The organism is Hymenobacter metallicola, from assembly GCF_004745645.1.
Taxonomy (GTDB): domain Bacteria; phylum Bacteroidota; class Bacteroidia; order Cytophagales; family Hymenobacteraceae; genus Hymenobacter; species Hymenobacter metallicola.
Genome location: NZ_SRMB01000007.1, coordinates 101,124 through 120,966 on the forward strand (window position 1 = coordinate 101,124; position 19,843 = coordinate 120,966).

20 protein-coding genes are annotated in these 19,843 nt (G+C 58.7%); 13 read left to right on the forward strand and 7 right to left on the reverse strand.

Features of this window, described 5'->3' with window-relative positions:
- Positions 1–9 precede the first annotated feature (9 nt).
- A complete protein-coding gene (locus E5K02_RS24155; RefSeq protein WP_135398911.1) occupies positions 10–639 on the forward strand; it encodes a hypothetical protein in 630 nt (209 codons plus the stop codon).
- A 67-nt stretch (positions 640–706) separates the two neighbouring features.
- Here E5K02_RS24155 and aspS read toward each other — a convergent pair whose 3' ends face one another.
- On the reverse strand, positions 707–2,470 hold the full coding sequence (aspS, locus tag E5K02_RS24160) for an aspartate--tRNA ligase (RefSeq protein WP_135398913.1): 1,764 nt from the start codon (positions 2,468–2,470) through the stop codon (positions 707–709).
- Positions 2,471–2,850: 380 nt separating this feature from the next.
- Here aspS and E5K02_RS24165 point away from each other — a divergent pair, with 380 nt between their 5' ends.
- From E5K02_RS24165 to E5K02_RS24190, 6 genes are all read left to right on the forward strand, one after another.
- The gene (locus E5K02_RS24165) at positions 2,851–3,750 is read left to right on the forward strand and encodes an ABC transporter ATP-binding protein (RefSeq protein ID WP_135398915.1); all 900 of its coding nucleotides are present in this window, start codon (positions 2,851–2,853) and stop codon (positions 3,748–3,750) included.
- Positions 3,751–3,788: 38 nt separating this feature from the next.
- Entirely contained in the window at positions 3,789–7,418 is a 3,630-nt protein-coding gene (locus E5K02_RS24170) for an ABC transporter permease/M1 family aminopeptidase (protein WP_135398917.1), read from the forward strand.
- Between the two features lie 185 nt (positions 7,419–7,603).
- Complete coding sequence (locus E5K02_RS24175; protein ID WP_135398919.1) at positions 7,604–8,068, forward strand: hypothetical protein; 465 nt, start codon at positions 7,604–7,606, stop codon at positions 8,066–8,068.
- Between the two features lie 164 nt (positions 8,069–8,232).
- A complete protein-coding gene (locus tag E5K02_RS24180; RefSeq protein ID WP_135398921.1) occupies positions 8,233–8,799 on the forward strand; it encodes a hypothetical protein in 567 nt (188 codons plus the stop codon).
- A 202-nt stretch (positions 8,800–9,001) separates the two neighbouring features.
- A complete protein-coding gene (locus E5K02_RS24185; protein WP_135398923.1) occupies positions 9,002–9,448 on the forward strand; it encodes a nucleoside deaminase in 447 nt (148 codons plus the stop codon).
- Positions 9,449–9,558: 110 nt separating this feature from the next.
- Positions 9,559–10,167: a superoxide dismutase gene (locus E5K02_RS24190; RefSeq protein WP_135398925.1), complete on the forward strand. Its 609-nt coding sequence runs from the start codon at positions 9,559–9,561 to the stop codon at positions 10,165–10,167.
- 71 nt (positions 10,168–10,238) lie between these two features.
- On the opposite strand, the gene E5K02_RS24195 is transcribed toward E5K02_RS24190, so the two are convergent.
- From E5K02_RS24195 to E5K02_RS24210, 4 genes are all read right to left on the reverse strand, one after another.
- Positions 10,239–10,544 carry a winged helix-turn-helix domain-containing protein gene (locus E5K02_RS24195; protein ID WP_240737434.1) on the reverse strand — a complete coding sequence of 102 codons (306 nt, stop codon included), beginning with the start codon at positions 10,542–10,544 and terminating at the stop codon, positions 10,239–10,241.
- Entirely contained in the window at positions 10,528–11,127 is a 600-nt protein-coding gene (locus E5K02_RS24200; RefSeq protein WP_135398927.1) for a hypothetical protein, read from the reverse strand. Before E5K02_RS24200 ends, E5K02_RS24195 begins: the two co-directional genes overlap by 17 nt.
- Positions 11,128–11,156: 29 nt before the next feature.
- Positions 11,157–11,822, reverse strand: a complete 666-nt coding sequence (locus E5K02_RS24205) for a DUF7010 family protein (RefSeq protein ID WP_394346428.1) — start codon at positions 11,820–11,822, stop codon at positions 11,157–11,159.
- A gap of 80 nt (positions 11,823–11,902) precedes the next feature.
- Positions 11,903–12,469: a hypothetical protein gene (locus E5K02_RS24210; RefSeq protein WP_135398931.1), complete on the reverse strand. Its 567-nt coding sequence runs from the start codon at positions 12,467–12,469 to the stop codon at positions 11,903–11,905.
- Between the two features lie 361 nt (positions 12,470–12,830).
- Here E5K02_RS24210 and E5K02_RS24215 point away from each other — a divergent pair, with 361 nt between their 5' ends.
- Positions 12,831–14,120 (forward strand): nucleoside permease, encoded by a 1,290-nt coding sequence (locus E5K02_RS24215; RefSeq protein ID WP_135398933.1) that lies wholly within the window; start codon positions 12,831–12,833, stop codon positions 14,118–14,120.
- 341 nt (positions 14,121–14,461) lie between these two features.
- On the opposite strand, the gene E5K02_RS24220 is transcribed toward E5K02_RS24215, so the two are convergent.
- Complete coding sequence (locus tag E5K02_RS24220) at positions 14,462–14,881, reverse strand: nucleoside-diphosphate kinase (protein ID WP_135398935.1); 420 nt, start codon at positions 14,879–14,881, stop codon at positions 14,462–14,464.
- A gap of 374 nt (positions 14,882–15,255) precedes the next feature.
- Between E5K02_RS24220 and E5K02_RS24225 the strand changes: the two genes are divergently transcribed.
- The 5 genes from E5K02_RS24225 (at position 15,256) to E5K02_RS24245 (ending at position 18,977) form a co-directional block, all read left to right on the forward strand.
- Entirely contained in the window at positions 15,256–16,299 is a 1,044-nt protein-coding gene (locus tag E5K02_RS24225) for a DHH family phosphoesterase (RefSeq protein WP_135398937.1), read from the forward strand.
- A gap of 38 nt (positions 16,300–16,337) precedes the next feature.
- Complete coding sequence (locus E5K02_RS24230; RefSeq protein ID WP_135398939.1) at positions 16,338–17,291, forward strand: FKBP-type peptidyl-prolyl cis-trans isomerase; 954 nt, start codon at positions 16,338–16,340, stop codon at positions 17,289–17,291.
- Between the two features lie 73 nt (positions 17,292–17,364).
- Complete coding sequence (locus E5K02_RS24235; RefSeq protein ID WP_135398941.1) at positions 17,365–17,877, forward strand: FKBP-type peptidyl-prolyl cis-trans isomerase; 513 nt, start codon at positions 17,365–17,367, stop codon at positions 17,875–17,877.
- Between the two features lie 60 nt (positions 17,878–17,937).
- Positions 17,938–18,498: an FKBP-type peptidyl-prolyl cis-trans isomerase gene (locus E5K02_RS24240; protein WP_135398943.1), complete on the forward strand. Its 561-nt coding sequence runs from the start codon at positions 17,938–17,940 to the stop codon at positions 18,496–18,498.
- Between the two features lie 5 nt (positions 18,499–18,503).
- On the forward strand, positions 18,504–18,977 hold the full coding sequence (locus E5K02_RS24245) for an FKBP-type peptidyl-prolyl cis-trans isomerase (protein ID WP_135398945.1): 474 nt from the start codon (positions 18,504–18,506) through the stop codon (positions 18,975–18,977).
- Between the two features lie 71 nt (positions 18,978–19,048).
- On the opposite strand, the gene recO is transcribed toward E5K02_RS24245, so the two are convergent.
- Positions 19,049–19,768 carry a DNA repair protein RecO gene (gene recO / locus E5K02_RS24250; protein WP_135398947.1) on the reverse strand — a complete coding sequence of 240 codons (720 nt, stop codon included), beginning with the start codon at positions 19,766–19,768 and terminating at the stop codon, positions 19,049–19,051.
- Positions 19,769–19,843: the final 75 nt, after the last annotated feature.

Here is a 19,843-nt window from a genome sequence, read left to right on the forward strand (position 1 = left end):
TAGAACTTAATGAACACCAGCCCATTTGCGTACGCCGAAGTAATAAACGTCTTAATCGAAGGACTGCGAATGGCTTTATTCAGCAAAGAGCAAATAACGCAGTGGGCCGACGGCTTCATTTTGCACGATGCCCAGCCGGATATTTTCTTTATCGATTTAGCCTTGAGCCGCACCCGAGAGGAGGCACTCACTATTTTAAGCGAAACGGCTAGAACTATGGCTGCCGAAACCAGCCCGCGGCCCCTGCTTTGTGCTATTTATGAGCGTTTGGTGACCAATGACAAAACCGCTCTTGAGTCAGCAGCCAGTTTAGGCGCTTTTATATGGAACAACGAGTTGCTTACCGTATCTGAAAGGAATTTCATTCAGTATCTACACTACGATGCCGATATGCTGGATCTACTCCCTCCCTCCGCACGCGAAAAGCTAGAACAGGATATAGGTGCTTTCTTGGCGCTATATAAGGAGTACACCATAGAGAATTACGCCGGCTGGGATTCCCTTGACCAGGAAATTGTGTTGAAATTAGATACGACACCGTTGTTTCATAATGATACATCACTCCGAAATCCGCAAGTAATGCCCGCCCCAAAGCCAATACTCCCGGTCCGAAAACCTCGGTGGCAGTTCTGGAAGTGATTTAATGCAAAAAGCGGCACCTGATGCATCAGGTGCCGCTTTTTCTATTAAGTCGATCCTTAAAACCCTACTTCTTCTCCACCGCCGTGGCAATGCTCAACTCCTTGAGCTGGGCGCCGGAAATGGGCGAGGGCGAGTCTATCATCACGTCGCGGCCGGAGTTGTTTTTGGGGAAGGCAATGAAGTCCCGAATCGAGTCGGCGCCGCCGAAGAGGCTGCAGAGCCGGTCGAAGCCGAAGGCAATGCCGCCGTGGGGCGGGGCGCCGTATTCGAAGGCGTCGAGCAGGAAGCCGAACTGGGCCTTGGCCTCTTCGTCCGAGAAGCCCAGCAGGCTGAACATGCGGGCCTGCACGGCGCGGTCGTGGATGCGGATAGAGCCGCCGCCCACTTCCACGCCGTTAATCACCATGTCGTAGGCATTGGCCCGCACCTCGCCGATGGTGGCGGGGTTGTCGAGCAGGGCCACGTCCTCGGGCTTGGGCGAGGTGAAGGGGTGGTGCATGGCGAAGTAGCGGCCCTCCTCCTCGATGTACTCGAGCAGCGGGAAGTCCACGACCCACAGGGGCGAGAATACGTCCTTGTCGCGCAGGCCCATGCGCTGGCCCATTTCCAGGCGCAGCTCGCTCAGGGCCTTGCGGGTTTTGTGGGGCTCCCCGGCCAGAATCAGCAGCAGGTCGCCGGGCTGGGCGTTGAAGGCCGCTTTCCACTTCTGGAGCTCGTCCTGGGAATAAAACTTATCCACCGACGACTTCACGTTGCCGTCGGCTTCCACGCGGGCGTACACCAGACCGGTGGCGCCCACCTGGGGCCGCTTCACAAACTCGGTCAGCTCGTCGAGCTGCTTGCGGGTGTACATGGCTGAGTTGTGGGCGTTGATGCCGACCACCAGACCGGCCGCGTCGAACACGGGGAAGCCCTGACCTTTGACTACGTCGTTGAGCTCCACGAACTTCATTTCAAAGCGGGTGTCGGGCTTGTCGTTGCCGTAGTAGCGCATGGCGTCGGCGTAGGTCATGCGGGGCAGCGTCCCGATTTCCAGGCCCTTCACTTCCTTGAACAGGTACTGTACCAGGCCCTCGAAGGTGTTCAGAATGTCTTCCTGCTCCACAAACGACATTTCGCAGTCGATCTGGGTGAACTCCGGCTGGCGGTCGGCGCGCAGGTCTTCGTCGCGGAAGCACTTCACGATCTGAAAGTAGCGGTCGAAGCCCGACACCATCAAGAGCTGCTTGAAGGTCTGGGGCGACTGGGGCAGGGCGTAAAACTCGCCCGGGTTCATGCGCGAAGGCACCACAAAGTCGCGGGCCCCTTCGGGCGTGCTCTTGATCAGCACCGGCGTCTCGACTTCGATAAACTGCTGGCCGTCGAGGAAGCGGCGCGTAGCCTGGGCCACGCGGTGGCGCAGCATCAGGTTGTTGCGCACCGTGTTGCGGCGCAGGTCGAGGTAGCGGTACTTCATCCGCAGGTCGTCGCCGCCGTCGGTTTCGTCCTCAATCAGGAAGGGTGGCAGCTTGGCCGGGTTCAGCACGGTAAGCGTCTCGACCCGTATTTCGATGGCGCCGGTGGGCATTTTGTCATTTTTGGAGTGCCGCTCGGCCACGCGGCCCGTCACGCTGAGCACGAACTCGCGGCCCAGCTCCCGGGCCTGGGCCCGCACTTCTTCGGTTTCGACGCCTTCTTCCAGAGCCAGCTGGGTGAGGCCGTACCGGTCGCGCAGGTCAATCCAGAGAATGCCGCCCTTGTCGCGGGTGCGCTGCACCCAGCCGGTCAGGGTTACGGTTTGGCCAATATGGTCGGGGCGAAGTTCGCCGCAAGTGTGCGTACGGAGCATAGTCGAAGGGTATTCTGGATGAAAGAAGCGCGCGGGCCGGCGCAAAGATAGGATTCGTGCGCGGGCGGGCCACATGTGGGCAGCAATGCCACCGAATTTGCGGGCCGGGCGCGGTAGTCAGCGGAATATGGGGAAGCTGGCACGCCCATTCCCTCCTTATTGGCCAGCGGGAGACATCCCGCGTGCTGCCGCTGATCAGTAATTCAGGGAACCCACGCAGGAACCCTTACGGCACTCGACTTGACGCCTTTAAGGCCTGGTCCAATTATTTAAAGGTCAGCCAGCATACAGTTTTCACTATATTTATCTAGCTTCCCGAACAACTGCCTGGTTCGGGCATCCTCCGCTTTACTTGTGTCCTTCTTCTCTATCCTCAACCGATGGAACTGATTATTGACCGCCTTTCCAAAACGTATCCCAATGGGACCAAGGCCCTCAACGACGTGTCGTTGCGCATTGCACCCGGCATGTTTGGCCTGCTAGGCCCCAACGGCGCGGGCAAATCCAGTTTGATGCGCACAATTTCCACCCTGCAGGAAGCCGACGCGGGTACTATTCAGCTCGGCGACATCAACGTGCTGGAGCAGCCCGAGCGGGTGCGCCAGGTACTGGGCTACCTGCCCCAGGAGTTTGGCGTGTATCCGAAGGTGACGGCCAGTGAGCTGCTGGAGCATTTTGCCGTGCTCAAGGGCGTGAGCAACAAGCAGGAGCGGCGGCAGGTGGTCGATGCGCTGTTGCACCAAACCAACCTGTGGGAAGCGCGCAACAAGAACCTGGGCGGCTACTCCGGCGGCATGAAGCAGCGCTTCGGCATTGCCCAGGCCCTGCTCGGCGACCCCAAGCTAATTATCGTGGATGAGCCCACCGCCGGCCTCGACCCGACCGAACGTAACCGCTTCCACAACCTGCTGGCCGAAATCGGGGAAGACCGCATCGTGATTCTGAGCACGCATATTGTAAGTGACGTGTCGGATTTGTGCCGGCAGTTTGCCATCATCAACAAGGGCCGGGTGCTGTATACCGGTGACCCGCTGGTGGCTATTGAGGAAATGCGGGGGCAGATCTGGCGGCGCAGCATCAGCAAGACCGAAGTAGCGCAGTACCAGCAGCAGTTTGCGGTAATTTCTTCCCGCCTGTTTGCTGGTCAGACCATCATTCACGTGCACAGCCTGGCCCAGCCCGGCCACGGGTTTGAAGCCGTGGAACCCACGCTGGAAGACGTGTACTTTGCCCGCATCCACGCCGCCGAGCAGCTGGCCGCGCAGGTCACGCAAGGGTAGCTCGGCCCGCCCATTCCTGACCGCCAAGATCCAGCCCCATGTTCCTCGAAATATTCCTTTTTGAACTTCGCTACCGCCTTAAGCGGCCCGCGACGTATATCTACTTCCTGCTACTGACTGCCATTGCGTTTATGCTGATGCTGGCCGTCGGCGGCGTATTTGGGGCCAACGTGACGGTGGGCAGCGGGGGCGGCCGGGTGCTGGCCAACTCGCCCTACCAGCTCTCGGCCATCCTGATGGTGCTGAGCTTGTTTGGCTCTTTCATCACCTCGTCGATGATGGGCACGCCGGTGTACCGCGACTTTGAGCACCGCACCCACTCGCTCTACTACACCAACCCCATCAGCAAGGCCGGCTACCTCGGCGGGCGTTTTTTGGGCTCGTTTGTCGTCACGGTGGGCATTTTTCTGGGCGGGGCCCTGGGCTTGTGGCTGGCTACCTTCTGGCCCACCATGCTGCCCGGTAAGCTGGGCCCCAACCACCTGGCCTCGTACCTGCAGCCCTACCTGCTCATTGTTATTCCCAACCTGTTTCTGACTGGGGCCATTTTCTTTACCGGGGCCACCCTTTCCCGCTCAGCCTTGGCTATTTACCTGGGCGGGGTACTATTCCTGGTGCTCTATACTATCAGCGCCGGCATCAAGCAGAACCTGGACAACGACACGCTCAAAAACTTGCTCGACCCACTGGGTGCCAGCGCCATCGACCTGACCCAGCGCTACTGGACCGTAGCCGAGCGCAACAGCCAACTGCTACCCTGGAACACCTACCTGGTGCAGAACCGCCTGCTCTGGACTGGCGTGGGCGTACTGACGCTGGTGGCCTGCTACGTCTTTTTCCGCTTTTCCTTTGCCAATAAATCGGACTCCGGCTCCCGGCCTAAAGCGGCGGGCCTGGCCACTGCGGCCGACGTGGCTCGCACCCTGTCGCTGCCGCGGGTGGCGCCGCGCTTCACGCCAGCGTTGGCCGGGGCCCAGCTGGGGCGCCTGGTGCGGCTGGAGTTTTTCAGTACCATCCGCAGCGTATACTTTATCGGGATTCTGGGCGCCGGTCTGCTGTTTCTGCTGATTGCCGGCCTACAGGTCGGCAAGATTTACGGCACCAACACTTACCCCGTAACGCCGGTGGTGGTGCAGATGATGGTGGGCTCCTTTACCCTGTTTCAGCTCATCATCATCACCTTCTACTCCGGGGAACTGGTGTGGCGCGAGCGGGACTCCAACATCCACCAGATTTACGACGCCATGCCCATGCCCAGCTGGGTACCCTTCGTGGCCAAGCTCGGCGCCCTGATGCTGATTCAGGTGGTGCTGCTGGCCCTGGTGATGCTCTGCGGCATCCTGCTGCAAACCGGCATGGGCTATTTCCGCTACGAGCTGGGCCTTTACGTGCAGGAGCTCTTTGGCTTCCAGCTAATCAGCCTGCTGTTGCTCTGCGTACTGGCCATGCTGGTGCAGGTGCTGGTGAACAACAAGTTCATGGGCCACTTCATCATGATTCTGTACTACGTCTTCAATATTTTCAAGAGTCAGCTGGGCCTGGAGCACAACCTCTACAGTTATAATTCTGACCCGGGCGTGCAATACTCGGCCATGAACGGCTATGGGCATTTTGTGCTGCCTTATTTCACCTTCAAACTCTACTGGGCGGCCTTTGCCGTGGTGCTGGCCCTAGCCAGCAGCCTGCTGTGGCCCCGGGGCACCGAAACGCGTTTTTCCTGGCGCTGGCAGCAGGTCCGCACCAGCTTCTCGCCTACCTTGCGCGTGGTAGCCGGCCTGGCGCTGCTGGTAGTTGCGGGATTGGGAGCGTATATTTTCTACAACACCAACGTGTTGAATACCTACCGCTCGACGGCCCAGCAGCAGGCCTTGCAGGCCCGCTACGAGAAAACCTACAAGTCTTACGCCCGGCGGCCCCAGCCGCGGGTGGTGGCCGTGCAGGTGGCGGTGGATATGTATCCGGCCCAGCGCGACATCCGCTTCCGTGGCTCCTATTGGCTCCTCAACCGCAGCGCCCAGCCCATCGACTCGGTGCAGCTCGTCAGCATTAGTCAGGCCGAGGTGAAGCAGTTGGCGCTAGCTCGGCCCAGCCGGGAGGTACTTCACGACCAGATTGGCGACCTGGATTTCCGCATCGTGCGCCTGACCCGGCCCCTGCTGCCCGGCGACTCGGTGCAGCTCCACTTCGACCTGAGTTACCCCAACACGGGCTTCGAGAACAACGGCTCCAACACCAGCGTGGTCTACAACGGTACGTTTGTCAACAACTCGACGCTGCTGCCCCACATCGGCTACCAGGAGGCCTTTGAGCTGGGTGATGATGACGTGCGCAAAGAGCAGGGCCTCCAGCCCCGGCCCCGCATGGCCCCGGTCGGCGACTCGCTGGCCCGCCTGAAGCCCTACATCAGCAACGACGGCGACTGGATTCGCTTTGAGGCCACGCTCAGCACCTCGCCCGACCAGGTAGCCATTGCCCCGGGCTATTTGCAGAAGGAATGGACCAAGGATGGGCGCCGCTACTTCCACTACAAGATGGACGCGCCGATTCTGAATTTTTACTCCTTCCTCTCGGCCCGCTACGCCGTGTACAAGGACCACTGGAAAGGGGTGCCCATCGAGATTTACTACCAGCCGGGCCACGAGTACAACCTCAAGCGCATGGCCACCGGGGTGAAAAAAGGCCTGGATTACTACACCACCCACTTCGGGCCCTACCAGCACCGGCAGGTGCGCATTCTGGAATTTCCGGGCTATAATACCTACGCCCAGAGCTTTCCTAACACAATTCCCTTCTCGGAAAGCATCGGCTTTGTGGCCCACGTCGACTCCACCGACCCCGACGATATTGATTACCCGCTTTACATTACCGCCCACGAGGTGGCCCACCAGTGGTTTGGCCACCAGATTGTGAGCGGCAACGTGCAAGGCGGCACCTTAATGTCGGAAACGCTGAGCCAGTACGCCGCCCTGATGGTGATGAAGCAGCTCTACGGCGAACAGAAAATGAAGCGGTTTTTGCGCTTCGAGCTCAACTCCTACCTGAGCGGCCGCACCACCGAGCGCAAAAAGGAAGTGCCGTTGTACCTGGTCGAAAACCAGCCCTACATTCACTACCGCAAGGGTTCGTTGGTGATGTATGCCCTGCAGGACTACCTGGGCGAACCAGCCGTGAATGCGGCCATCAAGGAATACCGCGACAACGTGGCCTACCAACGGCCACCGTTTACCAACTCGGTTGAATTTTTGGCCGTGCTGCGGCGCCACACCCCCGATTCGCTCCAGGGCTTGGTCACGGACCTGTTTGAGCGCATCACGCTGTACGAAAACAAGGTGGACTCGGCGGAGTACCGCAAGCTGCCCAACGGTCAGTACCGGGTGCGGTTTACCGTGGATACCAAGAAGCTCTACGCCGACTCTTTGGGCAACGAAACGGCCGCGGGCCGCGGGGCTACCCTGCTCGACGTGGGCGTGCTAGGCCGCAAAAAAGTGAACGGCGCTTGGCAGGATGTACCCCTGAAAGTGGAGAAACAGCGCCTGCTTCCGGGGCATCACCGCCTCGAATTCACAGTACCCGACCGGCCGGAACGCATCGGTATCGACCCTTACAACAAGCTTATTGACCGGAACCCCGACGATAATGTAAAGACGCCGGAGGAAAAAAAAGCGTAGCTGCAAACCGGTGTGGTACCAAAAGCTCGGCCCCAAGGCCGAGCTTTTTCATTCCCGAACGTAAGAGCGGCCGGCTTGCTACCTTTGTACCCCCGGTACCAGCTACCAGGCGCCGTAATTTTGGCCCGGATTCTGCAATGCGCCTTCCCGACACTGCTACACTGCTTTCTTCCCTTCATCTGCATATGAAACGTACCGTTCTTCTCGCCGCTGCCGCCCTGCTGACCTTCTCCGCAGCCCAGGCCCAGACCTCGCCGACCAAGATCAAAACCAAGTCGAAAACGGAGTCCGGCACTACGGTTAAAACCAAAACGGAAGCCGATGCCGAGCCCGTTACCCTGAACGGCCCCATCAAGCGGGTGGAAACCCTCTCGGGCATCGACGTATTCCCGGCTTCGGGTGGGCAGACGATTATGCTCAGCTTCACCCAGCAGTTTACCAAGCCCGGTACGCTGGTAATGACTGACTACAAGAACAAGCCGATTTATACCACCGAGCTGGACCCGGCCAACAACACCGGCGCGCCCGTGGACCTGGGCCGCATTCCGGCCGGTACTTATCTGATAGAAGCCAAAACCGGCAACTACGTGTACTGGAAGAAAGTACGCATTAAGTATCCGGCCCCGGCTGTATCGAAAAAGCGCCGCTAATCGTCTGAGAAGACCATTTTTCGCCTCCGAAATCGTTCTGGTTTCGGGGGCGTTTTATTTCGGTCGGCTGCCCGGAACAGGTTTCCCTCTTTTGTGCGTTTTACCCTGAGCCCTCGGCTGGACTAAAGCTATTTCCCTTCGTCCGGCTACCTTGCTGCTGTCTTATGAAAACATTCCTTTTTTCGGGGCGCTTCGCATCCCTGCTGCTGGTCGTTGCGCTGCTCACCGCCTTCGCCGGTCCCAAGCTGACTAAAACTCCCGTTGGCAAGAATATCACCATTGGCGTGCCGGCGGGCTTTACCCCCCTGCCCGACGACGGCATTGCGGCCAAATACCCCGCGGCCCGCCGCCCCCTGGCCGTATTTACCAACCCCAGTGGCCGCGTGGATTTAAGCGTGGCCCAGAAGCCGACCACCTTCACCGACCGGGACTACGGCCTGCTGCTGAAGATTTACAAATCCAGCATCCAGAACATGTACTCCAAGGTCGAGTTTCTTTCCGAGGACATTCGCACCATCAACAAGCGCGACTTTATTGCCCTGGAGTTCGTTTCGTCGGTAGCCGACAACAAGCGCGGCAGCAACCTGGCGCCTATTCGTCGCTACCAGTTTGTACAGTACGCCATCCAGGGCGACCAGCTGGTGGTCTTCACCTTCAACTGCCCGGCCGAGGAGCAGCCCCAGTGGCGCCCCACCGCCCAGGCCCTGATGCAGACGATTACGATGAAGTAATTCGCGGGTGTGGCTATCCGTCCGCTGAAATGTGCGGAGCCTTCTAACCTGAAAAGCCCTTTCCTGCTCGTGCGGGAAAGGGCTTTCTGGTAAAAGATCGTGCCTACCTTCGCAGACGACGGATTGCTTCGCGTTGCTCACAAGGACACAGACGAGCATTAGCACATTACTTACCTTCCAACCTATTCGCACAGTAGAAAACATGACTCTTTCCCTGTATTCCGACGAGCAGTATATGCGGGAGGCGCTGAAGCAGGCGCGTTACGCCCTGCAGGAGGAGGAAATTCCGATTGGGGCCGTGGTGGTAATGGACAAGCAGATTATTGCCCGCGCCTACAACCAGACTGAAAAGCTGCGCGACGTGACGGCCCACGCCGAAATGCTGGCCTTCACGGCCGCGGCCAATTACGTGGGCAACAAGTACCTGGCCGACTGCACCCTCTACGTAACCGTAGAGCCCTGCGTAATGTGCGCCGGAGCTTCGTTCTGGGCCCAGGTGAAACGCGTCGTGTATGGGGCCGCCGAGGAAAAACGGGGCTTCCGACGCCACGGCAACCTTTTGCACCCCCGTACCGAGTTGGTGGCAGGCATCTTAGGTCAGGAGGCAGCCGAACTCATGCGGGAGTTTTTCGCACAACGGCGTAAATAATCTACTTTTGGCCGCTTTGGTGTCGCCGCCCACAACCATATTCGGGGCATCCGAGTTAATACCTAACCTCTGCCACCAGCATACATTCATCCAACTCAACACCCTACCTTATGGCTTTCGAACTGCCCCAACTGCCCTACGCCTACGACGCGCTGGAACCCTATATCGACGCGCAGACGATGGAAATCCACCACACTAAGCACCATCAGGCCTACGTTACCAACCTCAACAACGCCATTGCCGGCACCGAGCTGGAAGGCAAGAGCCTGGAAGAGCTGATGCATAACATTGCCGCCGCTCCGGCTGCCGTGCGCAACAACGGCGGTGGCCACTGGAACCACTCCCTGTTCTGGACCATCCTGGGCCCCAACGGGGGCGGTGAGCCCACCGGCGCCATCGGCCAGGCCATTACTACCGCCTTCGGTAGCTACGACAAGTTCAAGGAAGAATTCACCAAAGCCGCTACCACCCGCTTCGGCTCGGGCTGGGCGTGGCTCTGCAAGCAGCCCGACGGCTCGGTGCAGATCTGCTCGACGCCCAACCAGGACAACCCGCTGATGCCCGACACCGGCTGCAAAGGCACTCCCGTGCTGGGTCTCGACGTGTGGGAACACGCCTACTACCTGAAATACCAGAACAAGCGCCCCGACTACATTGCGGCCTTCTACAACGCCATCAACTGGGACGAAGTAAACCGTCGTTTCAGCGAAGCCGGCTAAACCGGACTTCGGTAGTACAAAAAAGCCTCGCCGGTATTCCGGCGAGGCTTTTTTGTGGCGTTAAGGCAACTTTAGATGGAGCCCGGGGGCTTGAGGTAGCGCTGCAGGGCCTGCACGTAGGCCTCGAAGGCCGCTACACCCTGGGGCGTGATGGCACAGCGCGTAAGCGGATAACTCCCGCTGAATTCCTTGGTCATGGTCAGGTAGCCCGCCTCTTTGAGCTTGCCGATCTGGACGCTCAGGTTGCCGGCCGTGGCCCCGGTTTTTTCTTTTAAGAACGTAAACTCAGCCTCGCGCACACTCAGTAGCAGCGACATGACCGCCAATCGGAGCTGGGAGTGCAGCAGCGGGTCGAGTTCCTCAAACGGCGCGGCCACGGCGGTACTGATTTTTGAGCAAATGCCCCGGAATGATATATGCCACCAAAACCGCTGCCGATACCAGTAGCAGCTGGGTTTCGAAGGCTACCCGAAACGCCAGGGTAGCCAGCAGCCAGCAGGCGGCCCCTCCCCAAATCAGGGGCCGAAACCGAAGCGCCCCGCCGGTGGCAAACGTGCCCAGACCATAGAGGCCGATAATAAGCGGGTACGCTGTTTTCCACCCGTAGCTACCCCCTACTCCCAGCAGCATGAGCATCAGGACGCCAAAGCCAGTCCATAAGTACACCATAAAGTCGCCCTGGGCGGTGCGCACCCGCTCCCGGCGGCCCCGGCGCAGGCCGTGCACAAAAGCTACGACCGAGCCCAGACCCATCAGTATTGGCCACCCCAGCCAGGGCCGGGCGTAATCAGCTTGCAGTAAGCCGTAGTGCAGCAGCGTGGCCAGCAGCACCAGCCAGCCCCACAGCAACAGGTCGAAAGAATTGTCGCTCAGCTCCTGCTTGGCCTCGCGAATCATCTGCTGGATGATTAGTAAGCTTTCCGGGCCGGATAGCGGCTTGTCGGTGTCGGTGGTTTCCATGGTAAAGAGAAAAATCAGTTGAAAGCAGCTTAAACAGAGGACGACGACAGCAGCTCGAAGAAGGGGTTGCAGCGGATTTCTTCAGCCTGTTCCCGCTCGGCAACTGGCTTGGGCTTGGCCGTTAAGGAGTCGGCAGCAGCCCGTATCGGCTGGTCAGCACGGTTTTCTTGCAGCAAGCCCAGCACCCCCAGGGCACACACCACCGCCATGCTCCAGGGCAGCAGCACCAGGCTGTTGGCCGAGAAGAGCAGACTCCCCCCGTAGGCCACCCCTACGGTAGCAATGGTCAAGAACCAGTAGGTACGGCTGCTGTACAGCCAGGCACAGACCAAGAACTGGGTGCCAGCCACTACTCCCACTAGCAGGAGCAGTTGGGGAGTGTGCTTGAAGTACAACCCGATAAAGAGCGGAGCAAACAACAGCTGCCCTCCGGCGACCAGGCCGCTTAACGTTCCCAAGGGGTTAGCCTTGCTAAAAAAGTGGATACCCAGCACATGGTTCACCAGCAGGCCCAGCGGAAAAATCAGGCCCATACCACCCAATAGCACCAGTTCCGTTACCCGGGCGGGCAGCCACAAGCCCAAGGTGCCTGCCAAAGCTAGCACCACAGCCGCGGTAGCAATGCCGGTGACGCCCCGCCGGGAGGCCTGAATAGTTTCCAATTGGAGCTCAGCAAGAGTACGGGCGGGCATCATGGCAGGAAAAGCGTAAGCAGAAAAGGAAGTGCGTTGTAGTGGCGCCCATAACAATAGGGCGGGGGCCGAAGCCCAGGGCTCTAGCGGCGCGAAGCGCTACGCAATAGGGCCCCGGGGAGTAGCAAGGCAGCCGCGGCGCTGGCCAGCAGCAGAATCATCTGGTCGGCGGGTGCTTGAAACCGCAACGCCAGGGAGCCCAATACCCAGGCGGCCGCTCCTCCGAAAATTAGTACTCGGTGCTGCAGAATTCCGCCGGCCACAAAGGTGCGGGTACCCAGCGCAAACAGCATCAATGGCAGCACCGTCGCCCAGCCCAGGCGGGGCACCAGGGCCGGTAACACGGCCAACAGCACCCAGGTAGCCAGACGCAGCAACCGCACTGCTTCTCCCTGCGCAGAACGCTCGTGCTGCCGCCACCCCCGGTAAAAGTGCCACCCAAACGCGGCCACCCCGGCCCCGGCTATAGCCACCCGAAACGACAGCCCCGCCAGATGAGGAGCTGCTGCCTGCACAACCGCTGCTGCGCTCAGGGCCGTGCCCCACAGCAGGTAGTCGGCGGCATTGGTAGTTAGTTCCTGGGTAGTGATGCCCTGGGGCTGGCCCGCGGCTGGTAGCTGGGCGGCGGCGAAGGTAGTAGTGGTCGACATGGCGGTAAGATGTTAGGGGATAGATGAATAAGAGTACGATGCAAACATAAACTAGTTTAAGATATAAACTATATTATATCACAAACTTTTTTTTCTAGTCCTTCTCTCACCCCGCGGGCATCAGTGGCTTTCTGGCCCGGCTTTTTGCGAATTCCTGAATCGACACCTCACCCTGCTACCCTAACGCAGCTGCTGCCCTAGCCTGGCGGCCTCTAATTTCCTCGCCACGGCTCACGCTGTTCGCAGCCCAGTTGCGGCGCTATCGACCAACTTGACCAAACCAAGCCCGGCAATTTCCCGGGGAGGAATCTTGTATATTTAGGAGCAAAAATTCCTTCCCTCCCTTTTTCAATTGAATTGCATGAGTACGAAGTTGCGTCTCACTATCCTGAGCTTCTTACAGTTTTTTATTTGGGGTTCGTGGCTGATAACTATTGGCGCGTACTGGTTTCAAACCAAGCAGTGGTCAGGGGCTCAGTTTGGCGCCATCTTCTCGACCATGGGCATTGCTTCCATCTTCATGCCCTCCATTATGGGCATCATTGCCGATAAGTGGGTGAATGCCGAAAAGCTCTACGGGGCACTCCACATTCTCGGCGGCATTGTCCTCTGCACCGTCCCGCTGGTTACCGACCCCGGCACCATGTTCTGGGTGATGCTGCTGAATATGATATTCTACATGCCCACGCTGGCCTTGTCCATTGCCGTGTCGTACTCGGTGCTCAAGCGCCAGGGCCTGGATGTCGTAAAAGACTACCCGCCCATTCGGGTATGGGGCACCATTGGCTTTATCGTGGCCATGTGGACGGTAAGCCTGCTGGGCTTTGAGAAATCGGCCAACCAATTCTATGTAGCGGCCGGAGCAGCCATTCTGCTGGGTATGTACTCGTTCACCCTGCCCGCCTGCCCACCTCCTTCCAAAGACACTCCGAGCCGCTCCCTGGTCGATGCCCTGGGCCTCAAGTCCTTTGCCCTGCTGCGCGACACGAAGATGCTCACCTTCTTCTTGTTTGCCCTATTGCTGGGTGCCGCCCTACAGCTCACCAATGCCTACGGCGACACCTTCCTGCACGATTTCGACAAGAACCCGGCCTACCAGGACACATTTGCGGTAAAGTATCCGGCCATTATCATGTCCATCTCCCAGGTTTCCGAAACCCTGTTCATCCTGGCCATTCCCTTCTTTTTGCGCCGCTTCGGCATCAAGCAGGTCATGCTCTTCAGCATGATAGCCTGGGTGCTGCGCTTTGGCCTGCTGGCCTACAGCACCCCCGACAACCCCGGCATCTGGCTGATTGTCCTCTCCTGCATCGTCTACGGCATGGCCTTCGACTTCTTCAATATTTCGGGCTCCCTGTTTGTTGAAACCCAGACTACTTCCTCTATCCGGGCCAGCGCCCAGGGGCTGTTCATGATGATGACCAACGGCTTCGGCGCAGTGCTGGGCAGCTTGGTAAGCGGGGTCGTTATTGAGCGCTACTTTACCTATGCCGATCAGAGCAAGAACTGGCATGGCATCTGGTTGTCGTTTGCCGCTTATGCTCTGGTTATCGCCGTGCTGTTCGTGATTCTGTTCAAGCACAAGCATACCCCTCAGGAAAGCCTCGACGCCGCCCACACCGAACCGGTACTATCGGTAGAACAGGCTTAACTTCCTCGAGCAAGTCAACTTTCAAAAAGCTCCCGAGCCTAGCGCTCAGGAGCTTTTTCCTTTTTGTCTATTGCCATATGACCTGCTCACTCATTCCCTGCTGGGCGGTGTAGCTGCTGTACAGTACTAGAGTGCTTACTGCTGCCATGCCGTCAGAATCGAGGCATGCGAAGTTATTCATTCTAATTCAATATCTTACACTTCATACATTCTGGCGCACTTCCAATTTGGTTTTAAAAAAGCACACCCGTAGTATAAAAAAAGCATATCCTCAGCACACGAAAAAACCCACTCTGCGTTAAGCAAAGCGGGTTTTTTCGTGCTAAAAAGCGTCTGTCAGCTTAGAACTGCTCCTCGGCGCTGAAATAGAAGTCGCCTTCGATCTGGGCATTCTCGTCGGAATCGGAGCCGTGTACGGCGTTGGCTTCGATGCTCTTGGCGTATTTCTTCCGGATGGTGCCTTCGGCGGCCTGGGCGGGGTTGGTGGCACCAATCAGGGTGCGGAAGTCGGCTACGGCGTTGTCCTTCTCCAGGATAGCAGCCACGATGGGGCCCGACGACATGTACTTCACCAGGTCGCCGTAGAAGGGGCGCTCTTTGTGCACGGCGTAGAATTCACCGGCGCGCTCGGCCGTCAGCTGTACTTTTTTCAGGGATACGATGCGGAAGCCACCCTCTTCGATCATCTGCAGGATGCCACCAATGTGGTTGTCCTGCACCGCGTCGGGCTTAATCATCGTGAACGTGCGGTTAGTTGCCATTCGGGAGAAGTTTATAAAGTTGAAAGTTGAAATCGAGTCTTATATCTGCGGAAGCAGAATGTGGCCGCAAAAGTAGCCGAATCTGCGCAGTTCGGTACAATACTCCGCAAATAACGACCCCGCCAGTTCGACCGGACTACTTTTCTTTCGTGCCAGTAAAGCGCCTAAGTAGCGGTTTGCGCGGCCTATTCCGCCTTTCCGAAGCGCTACAGCGGGGACGTCCTACGGATTAGCGGCGTGTAGGTTACCTTTGTGCGAACCCAAAGACCGGCAAGCTTTGTTAGGGCCTCGGCGATTATCTGCGGAATATTTCCGACTTTTGCCGCCTTGCTTCCGGCCTAAACCACCGAATTTCAGCCACCTATCAGTAGGCAATGTCCACTATCAGCGAACTGAAGGAGCTGCTTGCGCAGCCCCGGCAGATTTTCATCACCACGCACCACAAGCCCGACGCCGACGCTCTTGGCTCCTCCCTGGGTTTGGCGGGCTATCTTCGCAAAAAGGGCCACCACGTCACCGTCGTCACGCCCTCCGACTACCCGAGCTTCCTGTCGTGGATGCCCGGCAACGACGAGGTAATCGTGTACGAAGCCCGGCAAAACGACGCGCAGGTCCGCGAGATTATCGGCACGGCCGAAGTCATTTTCTGCCTCGACTTTAGCTGCCTGGGCCGCATCAACGAGATGGGCGAGTACATCCGGACGGCCCCGGGCACCAAGGTGCTCATCGACCACCACCTGGAGCCCGAGCAGTTTGCCGACCTCGACTTCTCGAACCCTAAGGCGGCGGCCACGGCCGAGCTGGTGTTTGAGGTCATCCGGGACCTGGGCGACCAGGAGTTGATTGACGTCGGAATCGGCGAGAGCCTCTACGCCGGCATCATGACCGATACGGGCTCGTTTCGCCACCCCAGCACCTCGCGCAACGTCCACCTTATTATTGCCGAGCTGCTCAACGCCGGCATCGACCTCTCGTCGGTGCACCGCCGCATCTACGACTCGCACTCCGAAATGCGCCTGCGCTTCTTGGGCTTTGTGCTGAAAGACAAGCTCACGGTACTGCGCGAGTACAACACGGCCTATATTGCCATTACCCAGGACGAGCTGCGCCAGTACCAGTCCAAAACGGGCGACACGGAAGGTTTGGTCAACTTCGCGCTCAGCATCGAGGGCGTGGTGTTTGCCGCCGTGCTTATCGACCGGGGCCAGGCCGTCAAGATTTCCTTCCGCTCGGTGGGCGACTTCTCAGTGAACGAGTTTGCCCGCAAAAACTTCAACGGCGGCGGCCATCATAATGCGGCCGGCGGCATCAGCCACGAGGCGCTGGAGCCCACGGTGCAGCGTTTTCTGGAGCTCCTGCCCCAGTATCAGACCCAGCTCGTGACGGCGCCCTTGGCGGTTGCACCTCCTTCGGTGTAACTTGCCCTAACTTTAATTTTTCCAACCCTTCCCTTTTCATGTCTTTTCAACGCAATTTTTTGAGCCTGGCCCTCGCTGCCGGCGTTCTGGGCCTGGCCTCCTGCAACAAGGGCGGCGGTGATTTCACCAAAACCAAATCGGGCATCGAGTACAAGATCTTCAAGAACGAAGGCGGCAAGTACAGCGACAAGTCGGTAGCAGCCGAAGGCGACGCAACGTACAAAGACCGGCTGGGCAAGATTCTGGCGCTGAACGTGGAATACCGCACGGCCAAGGACTCGGTTCTGTTTAACTCCCGCAAGCAGCAAGGCATTCCGATGCGCATCAAGCTGCAGGAGGTGACCACCAAGGGCGGCATTGAGGAAGCCCTGGCCCTGCTGCAACCCGGCGATTCGGCCGTGTTCAAGTTCAACGTGGACACCATCTTCGCCAAGTCGTTTAAGCAGCCGGTGCCGCCGTTCATGAAGAAGGCCGGCAACACGATGACCATGTTCGTGAAGGCCGACAAGCTGCAGACCGAAGCCGAGGCTATGGCCGACCAGAAGGTGCAGATGGAAGAGCAGCAGAAGAAAATGATGGCCTACGCCGAGCAGCAGCTCAAGAAGGACGACGTGATTCTGCAGGACTACATCAAGAAAAACAACCTGACCGCGCAGAAAGACCCTTCGGGCGTATACTACGTGGTAACCAAGCCTGGCACCGGCGCTAAGCCGAATCCTGGCCAGACCGTGTCGGTACTCTACAAAGGGTCCCTGCTCGACGGCAAAGTGTTTGACTCATCGGAGAAGATGGGCAACAAGCCAATCGAATTCCCCCTGGGCGTAGGCCAGGTAATTCCGGGCTGGGACAAGGGCATTGCCCTGCTCAACAAAGGCAGCAAAGCTACCCTGCTAATTCCTTCGTCGCTGGCCTACGGTCAGCGCGGCGCCGGTGCCGACATTCCGGCCGATGCGCCCCTGCGCTTCGACGTGGAACTGGTGGATGTTAAGTAAGTAACTCCCTTCTTACACGAGCCGCCGCGCTTGCGCCCTGGGGCCGGGCGCGGCGGTTTTATATCCGGGCATCATGCTACAGGCTTCTTTTCGTCGTTTGTTCTCCAACCCGCTGCTGATCGTGCTGCTAAGTGCGGTTGGCTTCCTGACAGCCTGCGGAGCTGACGACGTAGAATACAAAGACTACGGTCCCATCGACGAGGCTATCATCAAGCAGTACATAACGGATCAGAAGCTGGTGGGGGCGCAGCGCCAGAACTCCGGGCTGTACTTGGTTCCCATCACGACCACCACCGGCATGCAACCTACGGCGGGCCAACTGGTATCCGTATTGTACACGGGCACGCTGCTCGACGGCACAGTGTTCGATGCTTCTTCCCGCAACGGCAACAAGCCCTTTAGCTTTACGCTGGGCCGGGGAGAAGTTATTCGGGGCTGGGACGAGGGCATCGGGCTGCTTAAAAAAGGGGAAAAAGCAACCCTGCTGATTCCTTCCCAACTGGCCTACGGCGCCCGCGGCGCCGGCGCCGCGGTGCCAGCCAATGCCGTGCTACGGTTCGACGTGGAACTCGTGGATATCAAGTAAAAGATCTGGCAGACAAGACGCGCTGCCGAGACAAGTTTTTTAGTACATCAGACCAAGGAAATGAAAGATTTACTCACCCGCTCGGTATTTATCCGCCTGGCTGCCCTGCTGCTGGCCCTGGCCCCAGTGCTGTCTGCCTGTGACACCGAACCCGCCGCGGTAAAGCAGGCCCGGGAACATGAGGAAGAGTACAAGAAAATCGACGACAAGTTGATTCAGGATTACTTTACCCGGAAAGGCATTACCAGCAGCAATTACCAGCGCACCGAATCGGGCCTGTACGTGGTGACGGTAAAAGAAGGCAGCGGCCAACTCATCCAGAAAGGCAACCGGGTGCAGGTTCAGTACATCGGCCGCTTCCTGAAGCAGGAGCGCGAGGATGTAGTGTTCGACAAGTCGTACGGCAACCGGACCCTGTGCGAGTGCACCGAGGTAGTAGTTGGGGCAAACTCCGTAATCCGGGGCTGGGAAGAGGCGTTGCTGCTGATGAAGCCCGGCGACGAGAAGCGCATCTTTGTGCCCTCCTACCTGGCCTACGGCCAATACAGCAGCAGCCCGTCTATTCCCAACGACGAGCCCCTGCAGTTTGAGATGGTCATCTCCAAGGTTAACCTTCAGTAGCCCAGATGCGCACGAGCGGGCTGCTTTGCCTAAGCTTGCTAGGGCTGGCCACGGGGGGCCTGAGCCTGCCAACCCAGGCCCAAACCCCCACCCGCCCAAGCGTAGCCGACACGGCCCTTACCCAGCGCACGGCCAGTGGCGTACGCTATACCATCCGGCAGCAAGGCACGGGCCCTATTGCCCAATCCGGCGACCGGATGCAGGTGCACTACACCGGCTTTCTACCCGATGGGCACATCTTTGACTCGTCGGTGGCCCAGGGCCGCCCGCTGCGCCTGCGCGTAGGACGAGGAGAAGTAATTCCGGGCTGGGATGAAATGCTGCTCCTACTCCCCATGGGCAGCCGGGCCCGCATCTGGATTCCGGCGGCGCTGGCTTATGGCAGTACCGGGGTGCTCAATCCCGACGATGATACCAAGTTCATGGTGCCACCCAATACCGACTTAATCTTTGAGGTCGAAATTGTAAAAGTGCGCTAGCCCAACAACAAAAAATCCTGCCCAGACCGGCAGGATTTTTTGTTGGGACGACGTCTTAAGTAGCATGCCGGCTACTCGGCCAGCACCTCCGACAGTACATCCAGGGAACGAATGTCGCCCAGCTTCTCAATATGGAGCTGGTAGTAGCGAATCAGCACATCGAGCAGCTCCCGCCGAACCCGGCCGTTGGGAATGGTCGAACGTTCGGGCGTTTGCAGCAGCTCGTTGAAGTACTGGTCAAACTCGCGGAAGCGCAGGACGGCCGGGCTGCTACCGGCCGAAGTAGCCGGGGCGGCCGAGGCAAAGGCCACCTGCGAGGTTATTTCTTCCCCCGACTCGATACCAAAGCCCAGGTAGCTGGCCAGGTGCAGCAAAAAGATGAGCGCAAAGTTTTCGAAGCCCTCCCGCTGCTGGTCGAAATCCAGAATGGAGTCGTGCAGAAAGTTGAACAGGGGCTCATTCTCCTCTTCCTCCAGCAGGGTCCGGCTCACGACTTCCGAGAGAAACAGCACGACGCTGCTCTTACGCACGTCGTAGGGCAGCGTGCTGAAGGGCACCGCGCATCGGTATTCCGACAACCGGGTGATGCCGCCCTGCCGCGAGGTATAGGCCACCAGATCGAGCAGGGTGAAGGGTTGAAAAAGCGCAATCCGGCCCGGGGGCTTGGCCTTGCGCACGCCGTTGATGATGTAGGTCTGCAACCCCAGCCGCTCGGTGTACACGCGGGCAATAATGGAGGTTTCGCGGTATTTCAGGTAGTTCAGGACGATGCCCCGGGTCTTGATCAGCATGGACAGTGGGAAGCTGGTAATGAAGCCGGCGCAGCCGATAACTCCGCCGTAACTGAAACACGCACCCGCCCGGGT